Origin of the sequence: Arthrobacter sp. UYEF20, from assembly GCF_040546335.1 — a bacterium.
Lineage (GTDB): Bacteria > Actinomycetota > Actinomycetes > Actinomycetales > Micrococcaceae > Arthrobacter.
This window is the reverse complement of the sequence record NZ_JBEPNP010000005.1, coordinates 70,567-88,090: the sequence shown is the minus strand read 5'-3', so window position 1 is coordinate 88,090 and position 17,524 is coordinate 70,567. Positions and strand designations below refer to the sequence as shown.

The 17,524-nt window shown below is 68.1% G+C and carries 16 protein-coding genes; 2 read left to right on the top strand and 14 right to left on the bottom strand.

Annotated features, from left to right (window positions below):
* Window positions 1–75 precede the first annotated feature (75 nt).
* Window positions 76–684 (bottom strand): hypothetical protein, encoded by a 609-nt coding sequence (locus ABIB26_RS07760; protein WP_354241103.1) that lies wholly within the window; start codon window positions 682–684, stop codon window positions 76–78.
* Between the two features lie 136 nt (window positions 685–820).
* Here ABIB26_RS07760 and ABIB26_RS07755 point away from each other — a divergent pair, with 136 nt between their 5' ends.
* Window positions 821–1,399, top strand: a complete 579-nt coding sequence (locus ABIB26_RS07755) for an RNA polymerase sigma factor (protein WP_354241101.1) — start codon at window positions 821–823, stop codon at window positions 1,397–1,399.
* Complete coding sequence (locus ABIB26_RS07750; RefSeq protein WP_354241099.1) at window positions 1,396–1,665, top strand: hypothetical protein; 270 nt, start codon at window positions 1,396–1,398, stop codon at window positions 1,663–1,665. Before ABIB26_RS07755 ends, ABIB26_RS07750 begins: the two co-directional genes overlap by 4 nt.
* Window positions 1,666–1,958: 293 nt before the next feature.
* Here the strand turns inward: ABIB26_RS07750 and ABIB26_RS07745 are convergent, their stop codons facing one another.
* The 13 genes from ABIB26_RS07745 to pyrR all read right to left on the bottom strand — a co-directional run bounded on the left by ABIB26_RS07745 (window position 1,959) and on the right by pyrR (window position 17,425).
* Window positions 1,959–4,157: a primosomal protein N' gene (locus ABIB26_RS07745; protein ID WP_354241097.1), complete on the bottom strand. Its 2,199-nt coding sequence runs from the start codon at window positions 4,155–4,157 to the stop codon at window positions 1,959–1,961.
* A gap of 117 nt (window positions 4,158–4,274) precedes the next feature.
* A complete protein-coding gene (metK, locus tag ABIB26_RS07740; protein WP_354241096.1) occupies window positions 4,275–5,510 on the bottom strand; it encodes a methionine adenosyltransferase in 1,236 nt (411 codons plus the stop codon).
* Between the two features lie 78 nt (window positions 5,511–5,588).
* Entirely contained in the window at window positions 5,589–6,905 is a 1,317-nt protein-coding gene (locus ABIB26_RS07735) for a bifunctional phosphopantothenoylcysteine decarboxylase/phosphopantothenate synthase (protein ID WP_354241094.1), read from the bottom strand.
* 25 nt (window positions 6,906–6,930) lie between these two features.
* The gene (rpoZ, locus tag ABIB26_RS07730; protein ID WP_011692102.1) at window positions 6,931–7,191 is read right to left on the bottom strand and encodes a DNA-directed RNA polymerase subunit omega; all 261 of its coding nucleotides are present in this window, start codon (window positions 7,189–7,191) and stop codon (window positions 6,931–6,933) included.
* A gap of 39 nt (window positions 7,192–7,230) precedes the next feature.
* Window positions 7,231–7,803, bottom strand: coding sequence for a guanylate kinase (gene gmk, locus ABIB26_RS07725; protein ID WP_354241092.1), 573 nt, complete (start codon window positions 7,801–7,803; stop codon window positions 7,231–7,233).
* A gap of 41 nt (window positions 7,804–7,844) precedes the next feature.
* The gene (mihF, locus tag ABIB26_RS07720) at window positions 7,845–8,162 is read right to left on the bottom strand and encodes an integration host factor, actinobacterial type (protein ID WP_354186225.1); all 318 of its coding nucleotides are present in this window, start codon (window positions 8,160–8,162) and stop codon (window positions 7,845–7,847) included.
* Between the two features lie 166 nt (window positions 8,163–8,328).
* Window positions 8,329–9,219, bottom strand: a complete 891-nt coding sequence (pyrF, locus tag ABIB26_RS07715) for an orotidine-5'-phosphate decarboxylase (protein WP_354241090.1) — start codon at window positions 9,217–9,219, stop codon at window positions 8,329–8,331.
* On the bottom strand, window positions 9,212–12,598 hold the full coding sequence (gene carB / locus ABIB26_RS07710; RefSeq protein ID WP_354241088.1) for a carbamoyl-phosphate synthase large subunit: 3,387 nt from the start codon (window positions 12,596–12,598) through the stop codon (window positions 9,212–9,214). The genes pyrF and carB overlap by 8 nt, the downstream gene beginning before the upstream one ends.
* Entirely contained in the window at window positions 12,598–13,908 is a 1,311-nt protein-coding gene (gene carA, locus ABIB26_RS07705) for a glutamine-hydrolyzing carbamoyl-phosphate synthase small subunit (protein ID WP_354241086.1), read from the bottom strand. The genes carB and carA overlap by 1 nt, the downstream gene beginning before the upstream one ends.
* The gene (locus ABIB26_RS07700; RefSeq protein ID WP_354241084.1) at window positions 13,889–14,407 is read right to left on the bottom strand and encodes a PH-like domain-containing protein; all 519 of its coding nucleotides are present in this window, start codon (window positions 14,405–14,407) and stop codon (window positions 13,889–13,891) included. Before ABIB26_RS07700 ends, carA begins: the two co-directional genes overlap by 20 nt.
* Window positions 14,407–15,777, bottom strand: coding sequence for a dihydroorotase (locus ABIB26_RS07695; protein WP_354241082.1), 1,371 nt, complete (start codon window positions 15,775–15,777; stop codon window positions 14,407–14,409). Before ABIB26_RS07695 ends, ABIB26_RS07700 begins: the two co-directional genes overlap by 1 nt.
* On the bottom strand, window positions 15,777–16,829 hold the full coding sequence (locus ABIB26_RS07690; RefSeq protein WP_354241080.1) for an aspartate carbamoyltransferase catalytic subunit: 1,053 nt from the start codon (window positions 16,827–16,829) through the stop codon (window positions 15,777–15,779). The genes ABIB26_RS07695 and ABIB26_RS07690 overlap by 1 nt, the downstream gene beginning before the upstream one ends.
* Window positions 16,826–17,425: a bifunctional pyr operon transcriptional regulator/uracil phosphoribosyltransferase PyrR gene (pyrR, locus tag ABIB26_RS07685; RefSeq protein WP_354241078.1), complete on the bottom strand. Its 600-nt coding sequence runs from the start codon at window positions 17,423–17,425 to the stop codon at window positions 16,826–16,828. Before pyrR ends, ABIB26_RS07690 begins: the two co-directional genes overlap by 4 nt.
* Window positions 17,426–17,524 lie beyond the last annotated feature (99 nt).

The following is a 17,524-nucleotide window of genomic DNA, read 5'->3' as shown; positions in this document are numbered from 1 at the left end:
GGCGCTGTGGTCTGCTGAGATTCGATCCAGACCGTTGGAACGGAGACCGCCGCCGGTTGTCTCGGCAATACCTGCCTAACGGCGGCCCTCCGCCTCGGGTGGAAGCCGTGAATCGACCATCGAAAACGGAAGGCCGAACTGTCCGTCATCCGCCAGCACTTCATCGAGAACCCAGCCCAGGTCGGTCCTGAGGAACGTGGCGGTTGCTTGCACACGGTATTGCTCAGGGACGTCGCTTGGGCCGGTCGCATCCGAGGCCAGGTACTGCGTCCCGGACTCGTCGAACTTAACGGTGGCCTTCGAGTCCGTCCCAGTGACTTCCACAACCTGAATAGTCGTTGATGCGGACGTGTAGTGGAAGCCGAAAGTCTGAAGCCTGACCTTGCGCTCCGCGATGAGGAGCTTTTCACGCTCGCGTGTCGCCTTGAACTTGTCGCTGGATTTCGCCTCTTCCAGAGACGGCCCGTCCGGCGTTGGTGTCGACAGCGCCTCAGCAGTGCGGTCTTTGACTGAAGCTTCCAGCACCGACTGGGCTTCAGCCGCTGTGAGGGTGGGGCCGGCTTCTGCGACCGCTACTACGTGCGCAGGTCCGGATGGCGCGAGTTCAGCTTCCTGCGCGGGTCCGCCACCGGCCAGAAGAAGAAGTGGCGCGATCAGCACACAGCCGATTTTCAGTAGTTTCAATTCTTCCCCAAGTTCTCCGCGACCGGCGTTATACCGAGACAGCGAGTTGTCATATTATGCTGGCAGTTTCCGGACAGGCTGACCGCCCGTAGTTCGCGAGAATGGAACCACTTTGGGGGAATGGACAATATCAGGTATGAGCACCGATGAAGAGCTATGGCGGAGGGCAATTGACGGAGACTCTCTTGCGTTTGGAGAGATTTTTGACCGTCACCACGTGCGGGTGCTCAGACACAGCCTCCGTATCCTGGGCATCAAAGAGGACGCCGAGGACGTGACGGCGCTCGTTTTTCTGGAAGCGTGGAGACGACGACGGCACATCCGGATCGCTAACGGATCACTTATTGCCTGGTTGCTGGTGGTCGCGCACAACACCATCCGAAACTCTTTGCGTTTGCGGCGGCGGTACCAACAGATGTTGTCACGGCTTCCAGAAGGTGGACACGAAACCGATCCTGCCGATGAGATAGCGGATCGGATCGTGAACACTCACTCGGCAGCAGTCGTACGGGCAGCATTTCAGAAGCTTGGCCGCCGCGACCAGGAGGTTCTTTCACTGTGCGTGCTTGAGGGATTCTCAATGGCTGAGGCTGGCGAGGTGCTGAACGTCCCGGCCGGCACTGTGAAGTCCCGATTTAGCCGCGCAAAATCGAAACTCGCAGGGATCATGACCCCCTCCGCCGACGATGCAACCCTGGCAAGGAGCACACCATGAGCCCGGAAGTGCAGTTTGATGAAACGCGGAGGCTCGCCGTCCGCAACCTCCTGGTCGACAACGTCCGGGAAACGCCACGGGCGAGCCGCCAGCGCATGCTGGCGATCATTTTTGTCACAGCAGGGTCCCTCGGCCTGGGAACCGCAGCCTTTGCCACCGCCGGCCAGCTCGGCTGGATCGCATTGCCCTGCAGCGGAGTGGAGCGGTGCGACCCCTCCTACGCGCCGATACCGTCCTGGCCCCTCAACGACAGCGGGCAAACCTAGGTGTCCAAGGCGACAGCCCGGTAGCTCCGGTCCTAGTGCGGGTCGTAGCGACAAACGGCAAGGAAGGCTACGCATTTTCCACGGAGCTACAAGGGCCCCAACCGACCAGCCCGGAGGACGCGGCAAAGAACTTTTCCACGCAGCGGCCGAGCCGACAGGTCCCGGTTTATCTCAGTGACGGGAAGACACAGGTCGGGGTGTTCCAGGTCGGCTGAACTTAGCTCACTCGACGTGCTGCGCCAGCGCCGGAAAGTACCGGCCCGGAAGCAACGCTGACCGGCCGGGAACGTTCGCTACAGGACGTCGACCCCGTCGAGGCGCAGCTGGACGGGGTGGTCACTGCGTTTCGCGGCAGCAGCAGCCTTGACCGCCCGCATCACCTTGGTGGCTTCCGCGGCCTGGGCGTACGGAATGAACAGCAGGGTCCGGACGTCTTCGGCCGCGCTCCGTGCCGCAGCTTTCCCGCCCGCGGCTCCTGGTCCGCCCGCAGTTCCTGGTCCCGGGGCGGCACCGGGCGCCAGCACCAGAGGCGCGGGCCCGGCGGTCCGCAGCACGGCACCCTCCGCACCCAGCCGCTGCACGACGGCCTGTGTGAAGTGTCCGACGGCGGCCCGGCCGCCCGTGACGGAGGCGATCCGGACGGCCGGCGGCAGCTGAAGCTCCTGCCGCAGTGCGAGCTCGCGCTGCGCGTAGCCGGCGGGATCCCAGCGCAGGAGGGCGCCCACGCCGGCCGCGTCGTCGGCGGTGACGACCACCAGGCCCCGGCCGGCGGCCGGGCGCACGAGCGCCGCGGCGTTGAACCAGCGGCGGACGGCGTCCTCCCCGGCCCGGAGGTTTTCGCGGCGCAGCAGCGAGTCGCCGTCGAGCAGCAGGGCGGCAGCGTAACCGCCGACGGCGACGGGTTCCGCCCCGACGGTCGCCACCACGAGCGCCTTGGCGTCCGGAACCGTGGCCAGCACCCTGTCGCCGGAGGAGGTGATGACCGGCTTGCCGGGAAAGGCGCGGCCGAGTTCCTCCGCCGTGCGCAGCGCCCCCGTGGCGCCCCGCCGGAGCCGGACACCGTTGCAGGTGCTGCAGCGCCAGGCGGGAGCCGGCGTCGAACACCAGCGGCATTGCGGCACGGCGGAACTCCCGGTGGACCCGGCAACGGCCAGCGGCCCGCTGCACGCGGCACAGCGGGCCGGTTCACGGCAGTTCTCGCAGGCCAGGGATGGGGCGTAGCCGGCGCGGGCCACCTGCACCAGGACCGGACCCCGTTCGAGGCCTTCCTTGGCGGCGCGCCAAGCCGCGCCGGGCAGCCGGGCCACCCTGGCCAGCGGATCGTGCTCCAGCTCGAAGCTGTCGGCGGTGTTCAGCACGCGCGGAACGGTCCGCCGCACCACGGTACGGTCCGCTGCGACGGGCCAGGCCCAGCCTGATTCGACCAGCCGCTGCGTCTCCGTGCTGCGCGCATGTGCTGCGAGCAGGCAGGCTGCACGCTCCTGGCCGGCGCGCAGCAGCAGGACCTCGCGGGAGTGCGCATACGGGGAGCGCTGCTCGATATGCAGGTCGTCGCCGTCGTCCCAGCAGACCACGAGTCCGAGGTTGCGGACCGGAGCGTACGCGGCGGAGCGGGTGCCGACGGCGACGCCGGCTGCGCCGCTGAGGATCCGCAGGAAGCTCCGGTAGCGCGGTGTCTGGCCGTCGTCCGCGGTGAGCCGGGCGATGTCACCGGCGGGAAGGAGTTGAAGCAGAGCCGCCTCCACCCGGTCCAGGTCCCGGTAATCCGGCACCACCACGACGGCGCCGCGGCCGGACAGGCGGACCGCGGCGACGGCTTCGGCGATCATCCGGGGCCAGCCTCCGGGACCGTAGCCCTGGAGCGCGCTGAGCACGGCCCGGGGCGCCTCCCCCGCACCGAGATGCTGGAGGAAAGCCGGACCGTTGCGGTAGCCCGACCAGCTGGAGGACTCCAGCCCGGCAGGAAGAGCCGCACCCGCATCGCCGTCGGCCCCGGCCTCCGCAAACAATGCCGGATCCAGGTGTCCGTCCGGAGCGGATTCTTTTTCCAGTTTCGCCATCCGCGGCGGCACCGCGACGCGCAGGACGTCGCTGACGGTTCCGGCATAGCGTGCCGCCACGCGCCCGGCGAGCTCCAGGACGGCAGGGGTGAGTACGGGAACCGGAGAAACCACCTTGTGCAGCGGCACGAGGGCGTGGCCGGCATCGGAGTCGGCCACCCGCTCGACGAGGTAGCCGGGCAGTTCCTGGCCGTTGAACTTGACCTTCACGCGGATGCCGGGCTGTGCCGCGGCGTCGAGGTCCGCCGGGACGCTGTAGTCGAATGGCCGGTCCAGGTGCGGGAGGGACGATTCGAGCAGGACCCGTGCCACCGGCAGCTCGGTCGCGAGGACAGGACCCGCAGACGCAGCTGAGGAAGTGGGGAAGCCCTGCAGCAGCGAGAGCTGGCGGGGCTCCTCCGGCGCTGGCGCGCTGCCATGGACTGTGGTCATGGCGTTCCCCTTCCTTCAGCTCAACAAAAAGACTAGCCAGGCCCCGGAACGGCGGCCTGGCTACAGCACATCACACGGCCGTGACATTTAACGGCAGTGATTTAACGGCAGTGACATTTAAGCGTTGAAGAATGCCTTCAGCTCATCGACGCGGTCCAGCCGCTCCCAGGTGAAGTCCGGATCCTCGCGGCCGAAGTGGCCGTGGGCTGCGGTCTTGGCGTAGATCGGGCGCTTGAGGTCCAGGGCATCAATGATGGCACGCGGGCGCAGGTCGAAGATTTCGGCGATCGCGGCGCTGATCCTGGCCGGATCCACCGTCTCGGTGCCGAAGGTCTCCACATATGTGCCGACCGGGCGGGCCTGTCCGATCGCGTAGGCGATCTGGATCTCGGCTCGCTTCGCGAGTCCGGCAGCCACCACGTTCTTCGCCACCCAGCGCATCGCGTAGGCCGCCGAGCGGTCCACCTTTGACGGATCCTTGCCGGAGAAGGCACCGCCGCCGTGGCGGGCCATGCCGCCGTAGGTGTCGACGATGATCTTTCGTCCCGTGAGGCCGGCGTCGCCGACCGGGCCGCCGATGACGAAAGCGCCGGCCGGGTTCAGGATGTTCTTGGCACGGGAGATGTCCAGGTTGGACATCGCCATGACCGGATCGACCACATAAGCTGCCAGGTCGGCACGGAGCTGGTCCAGGCTGGCGCCTTCGGCGTGCTGGCTGGAGATGACGACTGTTTCGACCGAGACCGGGCGGTCGCCGTCGTAGCCCACGGTGACCTGGGTCTTGCCGTCGGGGCGGAGGTAGGACAGTTCGCCGTTCTTGCGGACCTCGGTTAGCCGCTCGGAGAGGCGGTGCGCGAGCCAGATCGGGACCGGCATGTAGGAGGGGGTCTCGTCGCTGGCGTAGCCGAACATGAGGCCCTGGTCGCCGGCGCCCTGGAGGTCGTAGTCGTCCTCCTGGCGTCCTTCGCGGGCTTCGAGCGAGTTGAACACGCCGCCCGCGATGTCGTTGGACTGCTGGCCGATCGAGACGGACACACCGCAGCGGGCGCCGTCGAAGCCGTTGGCCGAGGAGTCGTAGCCGATGCCGAGGATGGTCTCGCGGACGATCTGCGGGATTTCGACGTAGGCGTCGGTGGTGACCTCGCCGGCCACGTGGACCAGGCCGGTGGTGGCCAGTGTTTCCACGGCAACCCGGGACTCGGGGTCCTTGGCCAGCAGGGCGTCGAGGATCGCATCGCTGATCTGGTCACAGATCTTGTCTGGGTGCCCCTCGGTCACCGACTCGGACGTGAACAGCCGGAGCGAGGCGGGCGTGGGCCCGTGGAAATCAGGGATGTGCAGCGGTAAAGTCACTCAACTACCTTACTGGTTGGAAAACGGACGTCCGGCGGCGTGTGTCCCCGTGCTAAGGAGACCTTGATGACGCCAGGCTCAGGCCGGCGGGACAACCCGGCTCAACTCGGCGCTGATGCGGTCAATGACGGCAGCCGCGACGTCGGATTTGGAACCCGACGCCTCTTGAGGTTCGGAGCCGGAACGGGAAAGGATGACTACGGAGTTGGTGTCCTCGCCGAAGACCCGGTCCTTGCCCACCTGGTTGACCACGAGCAGGTCGCAGGCCTTGCGGCGCAACTTGGCTTCGGCGTACTCCAGCACGTCGCCTTCCGCATCCCCGGTCTCCGCCGCGAAGCCGACGATCAGCTGGTTCCGGGAGGCCGCGTCGCGGACTTCCACGAGTTCCTGCAGGATGTCCGGGTTGCGGACCAGGGAGATGACGGGATCGGCGACGTCGTCACGCTTCTTGATCTTGGTGCCGGAGACGTCCGCCGGGCGGAAGTCCGCGACGGCGGCGGCCATGATCACGACGTCGGAGTCTGCCGCGGCGTGCAGTGCGGCCTTGCGCAGCTCCAGGGCAGTTTCGACCTGGACAAGTTCGACGCCGGCGGGCGCCGGTACCTCCATGTGGGCGGCCAGCAGCCGTACCCTGGCGCCGGCGTCGCGGGCCGCGGCGGCCAGCGCCACGCCCTGCTTGCCGGAGGAACGGTTGCCGAGGAAACGTACCGGGTCCAGCGGTTCGCGGGTGCCGCCGGCGCTGATAGTCACGGTCAGTCCGGCCAACGGCGGGACCGCCAACGGCTCCGCTGACGGACCGGTGGCCAGGACCGCGTTCACGTCCGGCTCCGCGGCCGGGCCGACCGACGCCCCCGCAGGAGCAACAGGTGCACCGGCGAGGGCCATGGCGGCGGTGAAGATGGCCTCGGGTTCGGGCAGCCGGCCGGGACCCGAGTCGGCGCCGGTCAGGCGGCCAGTGGCGGGTTCGAGCACGGTGACGCCGCGGCTGCGCAGGGTCTCGACGTTGGCCTGGGTGGCGGGATGCTGCCACATTTCGGTGTGCATGGCGGGGGCCATGAGCACCGGGCAGCCGCCGGCCATGAGCAGGGTGTTGGTGAGGAGGTCGTTGGCCTGACCGGCGGCGGAGCGTGCCAGCAGGTCGGCGGTCGCGGGTGCCACCACGATCAGCTCGGCCTCGTGGCCGAGCCGGACGTGGTTGACGGTGTGGACCTCGTCAAAGACGCTGTTGCTGACCGGATGCCCGGACAGTGCTTCCCAGGTTGCGACGCCGACGAAACGGGTGGCGGCCTCCGTGGGGATGACCGTGACGTCATGGCCGGCTTCAGTAAAAAGCCGGAGGAGCGACGCCACCTTGTAGGCGGCAATCCCTCCCCCGACTCCGAGGACTATGCGCACGTGACCTCCGCCTACGGCTGCGTAATTACTCTGCGGGTTCGATCGGCGTGGAAACGAGCTTGCCCTCGTTGATTTCGCGCAGGGCGATGGAGAGCGACTTCTCATTCAGCTTGGTGTCGACCAGCGGGCCGACGTACTCGAACAGGCCCTCGTGCAGCTGGGCGTAGTAGGCGTTGATCTGGCGTGCGCGCTTGGCGCCGAAGATTACCAGTCCGTACTTCGAGTCGGCAGCCTTCAGCAGCTCGTCGATTGGCGGGTTGATGATGCCTTCAAGGTTCGTGGACACGAATTCTCCAAATTCTAACGGGCCGATACGTCCCGGCGCCTAGCGTGGGTTCGGGGTCAGCCCCATGAGTGAAACAAGCTCGTCCGCTGCCCGTCGAACGTCATCATTGATGACGGTGTGGTCAAACTCCGGTTCAGCGGCAAGTTCTAGTTTAGCGGTTTCCAGCCGCTGCTGCTGTTCTTCGGCTGTTTCCGTGCCGCGGCCCACCAGCCGGCGGACCATTTCGTCCCAGCTCGGCGGCGCCAGGAAGACGAACTGGGCCTCCGGTACGGCCTGCTTGACCTGCCGCGCGCCCTGCAGATCGATTTCCAGCAGCACGGACCGGCCTTCGGCGATCGCGGCGTCGACGGTGCTGCGGAGCGTGCCGTAGCGGTTGCGTCCATGGACCACGGCCCACTCAAGGAGGTCACCGTTCTCGACCAGGCAGTCGAATTCCTCGGCGGATTTGAAGAAGTAGTGGACGCCGTCGACCTCGCCGGGGCGCGGCGGGCGGGTGGTGGCCGATACGGAGAGCCAGACGCCGGGATAGTTGTCCCGGATGTAGGTGGACACGGTGCCTTTACCAACAGCCGTCGGGCCGGCGAGGACTGTCAGTCCGGGTTTCTTGCTCACATATTCCTTCGGGCGATGTTTGGCATAGCTGCTGGAACGAGCTATTTGTCGTCTATGAAATCTACCAGCGCCCGGCGCTGGTGGATGCCCAGGCCGCGGACCCGGCGCGAGGCGGCAATGCCGAGCTGTTCCATGATCGCGGCGGCACGGACCCGCCCGATCCCTGGCAGGGCCTCGAGCAGTTCAACGATCCGCATCCGGGCGATGGCGTCGTCGGTGTCGCCGGCGTCGAGGAGCTGCGCGATGCTGAGCTCCCCGGACTTAAGCCGCTCCTTGGCCGCGGCCCTGGTGGTCCTGGCGGCGGCAGCCTTGCCCAGGGCGTCGGCACGCTCCTGCGGGGTGAGGGGTCGCAAACTCACTGAAGTCCTCCCTGCGTTGTCAGCCGGGCCGCGCAAACGGCCCTGCCGGACGGGCCGAACAGCGCCCGGACCGGTGCCGCGGACGTGTCCTGAACCTACCGTCTGGATGAGGGAGAAATCAATGGACAAGTACAGCGGCGCAGCCTGCAGGGAAGCCTGCGCGCCCCTAAGCCGCGCGCAGTTCCTCAAGAGTGCGCCGGGCCGCGTCCTGCAGGTCCTGGATCCGCGGTCCGGCGGCGAGGATGTCCCGGCTGGACGTGCCCAGCACCTGGCCATAGGCGTCGCCGAAGGTACGCCGCAGATCCGCCGCCGTGGCGCCCTGCGCGCCCAGGCCGGGGGCCAGGATCGGGCCGCGGACTGCGGCCAGATCCAGCCCCAGCTCGGTCAGCGCGGAACCGACGGTGGCGCCGACCACGAGGCCCACGGAGCCCAGCCCGGCACCGGGATCCCCGGCGCCTGCAGCAGCGAAGTAGCGGCGGTTCTCCTCCGCTGCCGCCTGCACGATCCGGCGGGCCACGGAATCCGCGCCGCCGACGTGCTGCACGGAGGCGCCCTCCGGGTTGGAGGTCAGGGCCAGGACAAATACGCCGCGTCCGGTCTGCGCGGCGAGGTCCAGGGCGGGCCGGAGCGATTCGAAGCCCAGGTACGGGCTCAGCGTCACCGAATCGGCGGCCAGGGCGGAGCCGTCGCGCAGCCAGGCGTCGGCGTAGGCGGCCATGGTGGAGCCGATGTCGCCGCGCTTGGCGTCCGCGATGGTCAGCACCGAGGCTTCCGCGGCCGCGGCCAGGGTGCGTTCCAGCACAGCCATCCCTGCTGAGCCGTGCCGCTCAAACAGCGCCACCTGCGGCTTCACCGCGGCAGCGAGGGAACCGACGGCCTCCAGCACGGTGAGCGAGAAGCGTTCCAGGCCGGCGGCGTCGTCGTTCAGGCCCCAGCGCTGCAGCAGCGCCGGGTTCGGATCGATCCCGACGCAGAGCGGACCGCGGTCCGCCATGGCGCGGCCCAGCCGGGAGCCGAACGACTCCCGGCCGGCCGTTGCGGCTTCAGGCTCAGGCATTCTGCGAAGCGGCGAGCTGGGCGGCGGCGTTCTGCGAAGTGTTCCGCGAGGCGGCCTCCTGCGAGGCTTTTTTCTGCGATTCTCGTTTTTGCGATTCCGCCAGCGCGGCGGCGTGCTCCTGCAGGCTCGTGACGGACCATTCATAGGTGCGCAGCGCCTCGATGGCCTGGACGGCGGCGTTGAACTCGGCCACGGTGGTGATGCACGGGATCCCGATGGACGTCGCCGCGGCACGCAGTTCGTAGCCGTCGCTGCGGGCCTCGCCGCCGGAGGGGGTGTTGAAGACCATGTCGATCTCACCGGCGATGATGAGGTCGGCGATGGTGCCTTCCCCTTCCGCGCTGGAGCCTTCGGCGACCTTCCGGACCGGGGTGGCCTGGATGCCGTTGCGGCGCAGCACGTCGGCGGTGCCGCCGGTGGAGACGATCTCGAAGCCGAGGTCGGAGAGCCGCTTGACGCCCATGATGACCGAGCGCTTGTCCCGGTTGGCCACCGAGACGAAGATCTTGCCCTCAGTGGGCAGTGCGTTGTTGGCGGCCGCCTGGCTCTTGGCGAAGGCGGTGTCGAAGTGCTTGTCGATGCCCATGACTTCGCCGGTGGACCGCATTTCGGGGCCGAGCAGGGAGTCCACCACCTTGCCCTCGGGGGTGCGGAAGCGGCTGAACGGCAGCACGGCTTCCTTGACCGAGACCGGCGCGTCCAGCGGCAGCGTGGAGCCGTCGCCGGTTTCCGGCAGCATCTTGTAGGCGGTGCGGAGCTGGTTGATGGTGACGCCGGTGCCGATCAGGGCCGCGGCCTTGGCCATCTGGACGCCGGTGGCCTTGGAGACGAACGGGACGGTGCGGGAGGCCCGCGGGTTGGCTTCCAGGACGTAGAGCACGTCGGAGGCCAGGGCGAACTGGATGTTGATCAGGCCGCGGACGCCCACGCCCTCGGCGATCGCCAGGGTGGCGGTCCGGACGCGGTCCAGCACGTTGTTGCCCAGGGTGATGGGCGGCAGCACGCAGGCGGAGTCGCCGGAGTGGATCCCGGCTTCCTCGATGTGCTCCATGATGCCGCCGAGGTACATCTCGGTGCCGTCGTAGAGGGCGTCGACGTCGATCTCGACGGCGTCCTCGAGGAAGCGGTCGATCAGCACCGGGTGGTCCGGGGTGATCTCGGTGGCGTTGGCGATGTAGCGGGAGAGGTTGGGCTCGTCGTAGACGATCTCCATGCCGCGTCCGCCGAGGACGTAGGAGGGACGGACCAGGACCGGGTAGCCGATTTCGTCGGCGATCTTCTTGGCGTCCTCGAAGGACACCGCGGTGCCGTTCTTCGGCGAGATGAGGGCCGCCTTGTCGAGCACGCGGGAGAAGGCGCCGCGGTGCTCGGCGAGGTCGATCGCCTCCGGCGAGGTGCCGAGGATCGGGACGCCAGCGTCGGCCAGCTGCTGGGCGAGTTTGAGCGGGGTCTGGCCGCCGAGCTGGACGAAGACGCCCATCACGCCGCCGGTGCGCTCCTCGGCCGCGATGACCTCGAGCACGTCCTCCAGGGTGAGCGGCTCGAAGTACAGCCGGGTGGAGACGTCGTAGTCCGTGGAGACGGTCTCCGGGTTGCAGTTGACCATCACGGTCTCGTAGCCGGCCTTGCGCAGCGCCATCGAGGCGTGCACGCAGGAGTAGTCGAACTCGATGCCCTGGCCGATCCGGTTTGGGCCGGAGCCGAGGATAATGATGGACGGCTTGGCGTGCAGCGCAACCTCGTCCTCCTCGTCGTAGGAGGAGTAGTGGTACGGCGTGTACGCGGCGAACTCGGCGGCGCAGGTGTCCACGGTCTTGTAGACGGGGCGGATGCCGAGGGCCTGCCGGACGCCGCGGACGACGTCCTCGGAGTTGTGCGTCAGGGCGCCGATCTGCTCGTCGGAGAAGCCGTGGCGCTTGGCGCGCTTCAGCATCTCCGGAGTCAGGGCCGCGGCCTGGCGGATTTCGAGCGAGATCTCGTTGAGCAGCTGGAGCTGGTCCAGGTACCAGGGGTCGATCTTGGTGGCTTCGAAGAGCTGCTCCACGGTGGCGCCGCCGAGCAGGGCACGCTGGACCTGGTGCAGGCGCTCCGTGGTGGGACGCTTGGACTTCTCGATCAGCTCGGCCACTTCCCATTCCGGGACGTGGCTGAAGTCCAGCTGGGAGCCTTTCTGCTCGAGGGACCGCAGGGCCTTCTGCAGGGCCTCGGTGAAGTTGCGACCCATGGCCATGGCCTCGCCCACCGACTTCATGGTGGTGGTCAGGGTGGGGTCCGCGGCCGGGAACTTCTCGAAGGCGAAGCGCGGGACCTTCACCACGACGTAGTCCAGGGTCGGCTCGAAGGAGGCCGGGGTCTTCTGGGTGATGTCGTTGGGGATCTCGTCCAGGGTGTAGCCCAGCGAGAGCTTGGTGGCGATTTTGGCGATCGCGAAGCCCGTGGCCTTGGAGGCGAGGGCGGAGGATCGGGAAACGCGCGGGTTCATCTCGATCACGACGACGCGTCCCGTGTCGGGTTCGACGGCGAACTGGATGTTGCAGCCGCCGGTGTCGACGCCGACTTCGCGGATGACGGCGATGGAGATGTCGCGCAGCCGCTGGTATTCGCGGTCCGTGAGGGTCAGTGCGGGGGCGACGGTGATGGAGTCGCCGGTGTGCACGCCGACCGGGTCGAAGTTCTCGATGGAGCAGACCACCACGACGTTGTCGTTCTTGTCGCGCATCATCTCGAGCTCGTATTCCTTCCAGCCGAGGATGCTCTCTTCGAGCAGCACCTCGCTGGTGGGGCTGTACTGCAGGCCCTGGCCGACGATCCGGCGGAGGTCGTTTTCGTCGTAGGCGAGGCCGGAGCCGAGGCCGCCCATGGTGAAGGAGGGCCGGACCACCATCGGGTAGCCCAGGTCCTCGGCCGCAACCAGGGCCTCGTCGATCGTGTGGATGATGTGGCTGCGGGCCGATTCGGCCCCGCAGCGCTCCACGACGCCCTTGAACTTCTCGCGGTCCTCGCCGAGTTCGATCGCGGCGATGTTGGCGCCGATCAGTTCGACGTTGTACTTCTCGAGGACACCGTTCTTGTCCAGCGCGATGGCCGTGTTGAGTGCCGTCTGCCCGCCGAGGGTGGGCAGGATCGCGTCGGGGCGTTCCTTGGCGATGATCTTTTCGACCACTTCGGGGGTGATCGGCTCGATGTAGGTGGCGTCGGCGAACTCCGGGTCGGTCATGATGGTGGCCGGGTTGGAGTTGACGAGAATGACGCGGAGGCCTTCCTCCTTGAGGACGCGCAGTGCCTGGGTGCCGGAATAGTCGAATTCGGCGGCCTGGCCGATCACGATCGGGCCGGAACCGATGACCAGGACGCTCTTAAGGTCAGTTCTCTTGGGCATTACTTCTTGTCCTCAGTCTTGGAATCGGTGGCAGGCTTTGTGTCGGTTGCAGCAGCGGCAGCGGCCGCGGCCGCTGAGCCAGCGTTCTTCGTGTCCGTCATCAGCTGGATGAAGCGGTCGAAGAGGTAGGCGGCGTCGTGCGGGCCGGCGGCGGCCTCGGGGTGGTACTGCACCGAGAAGGCCGGGATGTCGAGGCAGGCCAGGCCCTCCACGACGTCGTCGTTGAGGCTCACGTGGCTGACCTCGACGCGGCCGAAGCGCTCCTCGGGGGCCTGGGTGGCGCCGTTGAGCGGGGCGTCGACGGCGAAGCCGTGGTTCTGCGAGGTGATTTCCACCTTGCCGGTGCGGCGGTCCATTACGGGCTGGTTGATGCCGCGGTGGCCGTAGCGGAGCTTGTAGGTGCCGAAGCCCAGGGCACGACCCAGGATCTGGTTGCCGAAGCAGATGCCGAAGTAGGGGATCTTCTCGTCCAGCACCGAGCGGAGCAGTGCGACCTGGGTGTCGGCGGTGGCGGGGTCGCCCGGGCCGTTGGACATGAAGACGCCGTCGGGGTTGAGGGCGGCGATGTCCTCAATGGTCGCGGTGGCCGGCAGCACGTGCACGCGGACTCCGCGCTGGGCGAAGCGGATGGGGGTCATCCGCTTGATGCCGAGGTCAATTGCGGCGATGCTGAACTGCGGCTCGCCGTCCCAGCCGAAGTCCTTGGGCTCGACCGTGTAGGCCTTGTCCACACTGACTTCCTCGGCCAGGCGGGAGCCTTCCATCGGCGCACTCGCCAGGACGGCGTCCAGGAGTTCCTTGTCCGTCGCGCGGACCGCCTCGCCGGAGAAGATCCCGGCGCGCATGGTCTTGTGTTCGCGCAGGTGCCGGGTGATGGCGCGGGTGTCCACGCCCTGGATGCCCACGACGCCCTGCTCGACGAGTTCCTCGTCCAGGGAACGTTCCGAGCGCCAGTTGGACGGGCGCCGGGCGGCGTCGCGGACGATGTAGCCGGCCACCCAGATCCGCCGGGACTCGGCGTCGTCCGTGTTCACACCGGTGTTGCCGATGTGCGGTGCTGTCTGGACCACGAGCTGGCGGGCATAGGAGGGGTCCGTGATGGTCTCCTGGTAGCCGGTCATGCCGGTGGCGAACACCGCCTCGCCGAGGGCGGTGCCGGTGGCGCCGTAGCTGGTGCCTCGGAAGATCCGGCCGTCCTCGAGCACGAGGGCCGCGGGCGTGGAGGCGGCCGCGGCAGGAGCGCTTACGGGCTCTGCGTTCTCTGTCACTGTGTTGCTGTCCGTCACGTTGTTACTTTCCACTATCGGCATTGGCCTGGGGGGCCGCGGAGATTAAATCTTGCAGGGCATTGAGGAGGATGGTCTTGTCGTCGGCGTGACGGGTGCGGAACCCGGAGTCCAGTTCGCGGGTGCCGAGCATCCAGCTGATGACCAGCAGTCCGTCCTTTTCGACGAATTTCCCGGCCATGCCGCTTTCCTGGCGCACGCCGGTGAGCCGGGCGGTCGGGATGAACACCGGGCCGGCGCCGGAGCGCTCGATGAGCACACCTTCGGCGTGGACGCTGAGTCCGGCGTTGGTCCGGATACCGAGGTTGTGGACCGCGATGCGGTCCAGCCAGTCACCGGCGGTGGTGGAGGCCACGTACTGGCCATCGGCTGCGGCCAGCGGCACACCGAGTTCCGCGGGGACCGCGGGCAGGGGGTCGACGTCGGCCTGGCGGCGCAGGCGGTTCCGCCAGCCGACCGCCAGCAGGGCGATGACGATGACGGCGAGCGAGAGCATCAACAGTCCGGGGAGCAGCCGGTCCATCAGTTGCGGCCCGCCGCTGCAGTCTTCGGCGCGTCTGCCGGATACCGGTACGGGGTGTTGAGCTTGCCGTCCAGGACGGTGGGGTGGCCCTTGAAGAACGTCGCCACCACCTTGCCGGGGAGTTCCCGGCCGGCAAACGGAGAGTTACGGCCCATGGTTGCCATCTTAGAAGGGTCCACGGTCCAGCGCGCAGCCGGGTCCACGAGTGTGACGTTGGCGGGTTCGCCGGCGTCGAGCGGCCGTCCTTGGTCCTCCAGCCGGCCGATTGCCGCCGGGGCGCTCGAGGTGACCCGGGCGAAGTCCGCCCAGCCCATCAGGCCGGTTTCGATCATGGTGTGCTGCACCACGGAGAGCGCGGTTTCCAGCCCGGTCATGCCCATGGCGGCCTGCGCCCACTCGCATTCCTTGTGTTCGCTTGGGTGCGGGGCGTGGTCCGTGCCGATGACATCGATGGTTCCGTCGGCCAGCCCGGCACGGAGGGCCTGGACATCGGCGTCGGTGCGCAGCGGCGGGTTGACCTTGAAGACGGGGTCGTAGCTGCGGGCGAGTTCGTCGGTCAGCCAGAGGTGGTGCGGCGTGACCTCGGCCGTGACGTTGACGCCGCGGGACTTGGCCCAGCGGATGATTTCGACGGATCCGGCGGTGGAGACGTGGCAGACGTGCAGCCGGGAGCCGACGTGCTGGGCGAGCAGGACGTCGCGGGCAATGATGCTTTCCTCGGCGACGGCGGGCCAGCCGGTGAGGCCGAGGACGGCGGACACTTCGCCCTCGTTCATCTGGGCGCCGGCGGTGAGCCGGGGTTCCTGCGCATGCTGGGCAACAACGCCGTCGAACGCCTTGACGTATTCGAGCGCGCGGCGCATCAGGACGGGGTCGTGGACGCAGATGCCGTCATCCGAGAAGACCCGGACCCGGGCGCGGGAATCGGCCATCGCGCCGAGCTCGGCCAGCTGCTCCCCCGCGAGGCCTACCGTGACGGCGCCGACGGGGCGGACGTCCACCCAGCCGGCGGTGCGGCCGAGGGTGAGGACCTGTTCGACGACGCCGGCGGTGTCTGCCACCGGGGTGCTGTTGGCCATCGCGTGCACGGCGGTGTAGCCGCCGAGGGCCGCGGCCCGGGTGCCGGTTCCGACCGTTTCGGCGTCCTCGCGGCCGGGTTCGCGCAGGTGGGTGTGGATGTCCACCATGCCGGGGAGGGCGACCAGCCCGGCGGCCTCGATGACGGTGGCGCCCTCGGCGGCTAGGTTCTGGCCGCGTTCGGCGATGATGCCGTTCCGGATCAGGAGGTCTTCAGGGGCTCCGCCGAGGATGGCGGCTCCGCGGATCAGGTAGGCGCCGTCGGTGCCGGTGTCCTGTTGCTGTGATGCCATCAGTGGCTCTCCTGGTGGGATAGGGCTGCGGTGCGCTGGGCGGGGGTGAGTTCGGCGGCCGGTGCGGCGGCCGGTGCGGCGGCTGGTTCGCGGTTGTCGCCGGAGAGCAGCAGGTACAGGGCTGCCATGCGGATGGAGACGCCGTTGCGCACCTGGGCGAGCACGGTGGAGCGTGGCGAGTCCGCGGCGGCGGCGGAAATTTCCAGCCCGCGGTTCATCGGGCCGGGGTGCATGATGATGGTGTCCTTGAGGCCCAGACGGTCCAGGGCGCGGAGCCGGTTGTCGTCGAATCCCCAGCGGCGGGAGTATTCCCGCGTGGTGGGGAAGAACGAGGCGTTCATCCGTTCACCCTGCACCCGGAGCATCATCATCGCGTCCACGCCCTTTTGGAGGGTTTCATCGAGGTCGTAGCTGACGGTGCAGGGCCACTTCTCGACGCCGATCGGCAGCAGGGTGGGCGGCGCGACGAGGGTGACGTCGGCGCCCAGGGTGCGCAGCAGCCAGACGTTCGAGCGGGCCACCCTCGAGTGCAGCACGTCCCCGGCGATCGCGACGCGCATGCCTTTGAGGTCGGCCCCGGCGGAGGGCGTACCGGCGAGCTTGGACCAGTGCCGGCGCATCGTGAAGGCATCGAGCAGGGCCTGGGTGGGGTGTTCGTGGGTGCCGTCGCCGGCGTTGATGACGGCGGCGTCGATCCAGTCGGTGGCGGCGAGGCGGTGCGGGGCCCCGGAGGCCCAGTGCCGGATGACGACGGCGTCCGCCCCCATGGCTGCCAGGGTCTGGGCGGTGTCCTTGAGCGACTCGCCCTTGGAGACGGAGGAGCCCTTCGCGGCGAAGTTGATGACGTCCGCCGAGAGGCGCTTGGCCGCGGCCTCGAAGGAGATCCGGGTGCGGGTGGAGTCTTCGAAGAAGAGGTTCACCACTGTGCGGCCACGCAGCGCGGGGAGCTTCTTGACCTCCCGCTCCCCCACGGCCGCCATTTCCTCGGCGGTGTCAAGGATGCGGATGGCGTCGTGCCGGCTCAGGTCCTCGGTGGAGAGCAGGTGCCTCATGCGGTGGCCTCGATGACGACCTCGTTGACGGGCGCGCCGTCGACGGTGTCGGTTTCCTCGAGCCGGACGCGGACCTTTTCGGAAGAGGAGGTGGGCAGGTTCTTGCCGACGTGGTCCGCGCGGATGGGCAGTTCGCGGTGGCCGCGGTCGATCAGTACGGCGAGGCGGACAATGCGCGGCCGGCCGAGGTCGATGATGGCGTCGAGGGCGGCCCGAATGGTGCGACCGGAGTAGAGGACGTCGTCGATCAGCACAACAACTTTGTTGTCGATCCCGGAGCGCGGCAGCTGGGTGGGGTAGGGCGGGCGCATGGCCTGGTGGGAGAGGTCGTCGCGGAACATGGTCACATCCAGCTGGCCCACCATCGCGGCGGCGTCCACGGTGGGATCTGCGGCGGCAATCTTTTCGGCGAGCCGGACGGCGAGGGGGTAGCCCCTGCGTGGGATGCCCAGCAGGACCAGGTCCCGGGAGCCCTTGTTGGACTCGAGAATCTCATGGGCGATACGAGTGAGTGCACGGTCGATGTCCGCCTGGCTGAGTACCACTCGGGTAAGAACAACCTTGGCCGGAACCGGTGCTTCTGGAACAGACGTCAACGCTCGTCTCCCCTTTCCCCGCCTCACGGGACGGAATTAAAAAAGGATCATTTGCCCTTTCAAATTACCACACGGGTCGCCGCGGACCTGCCCCGGGCG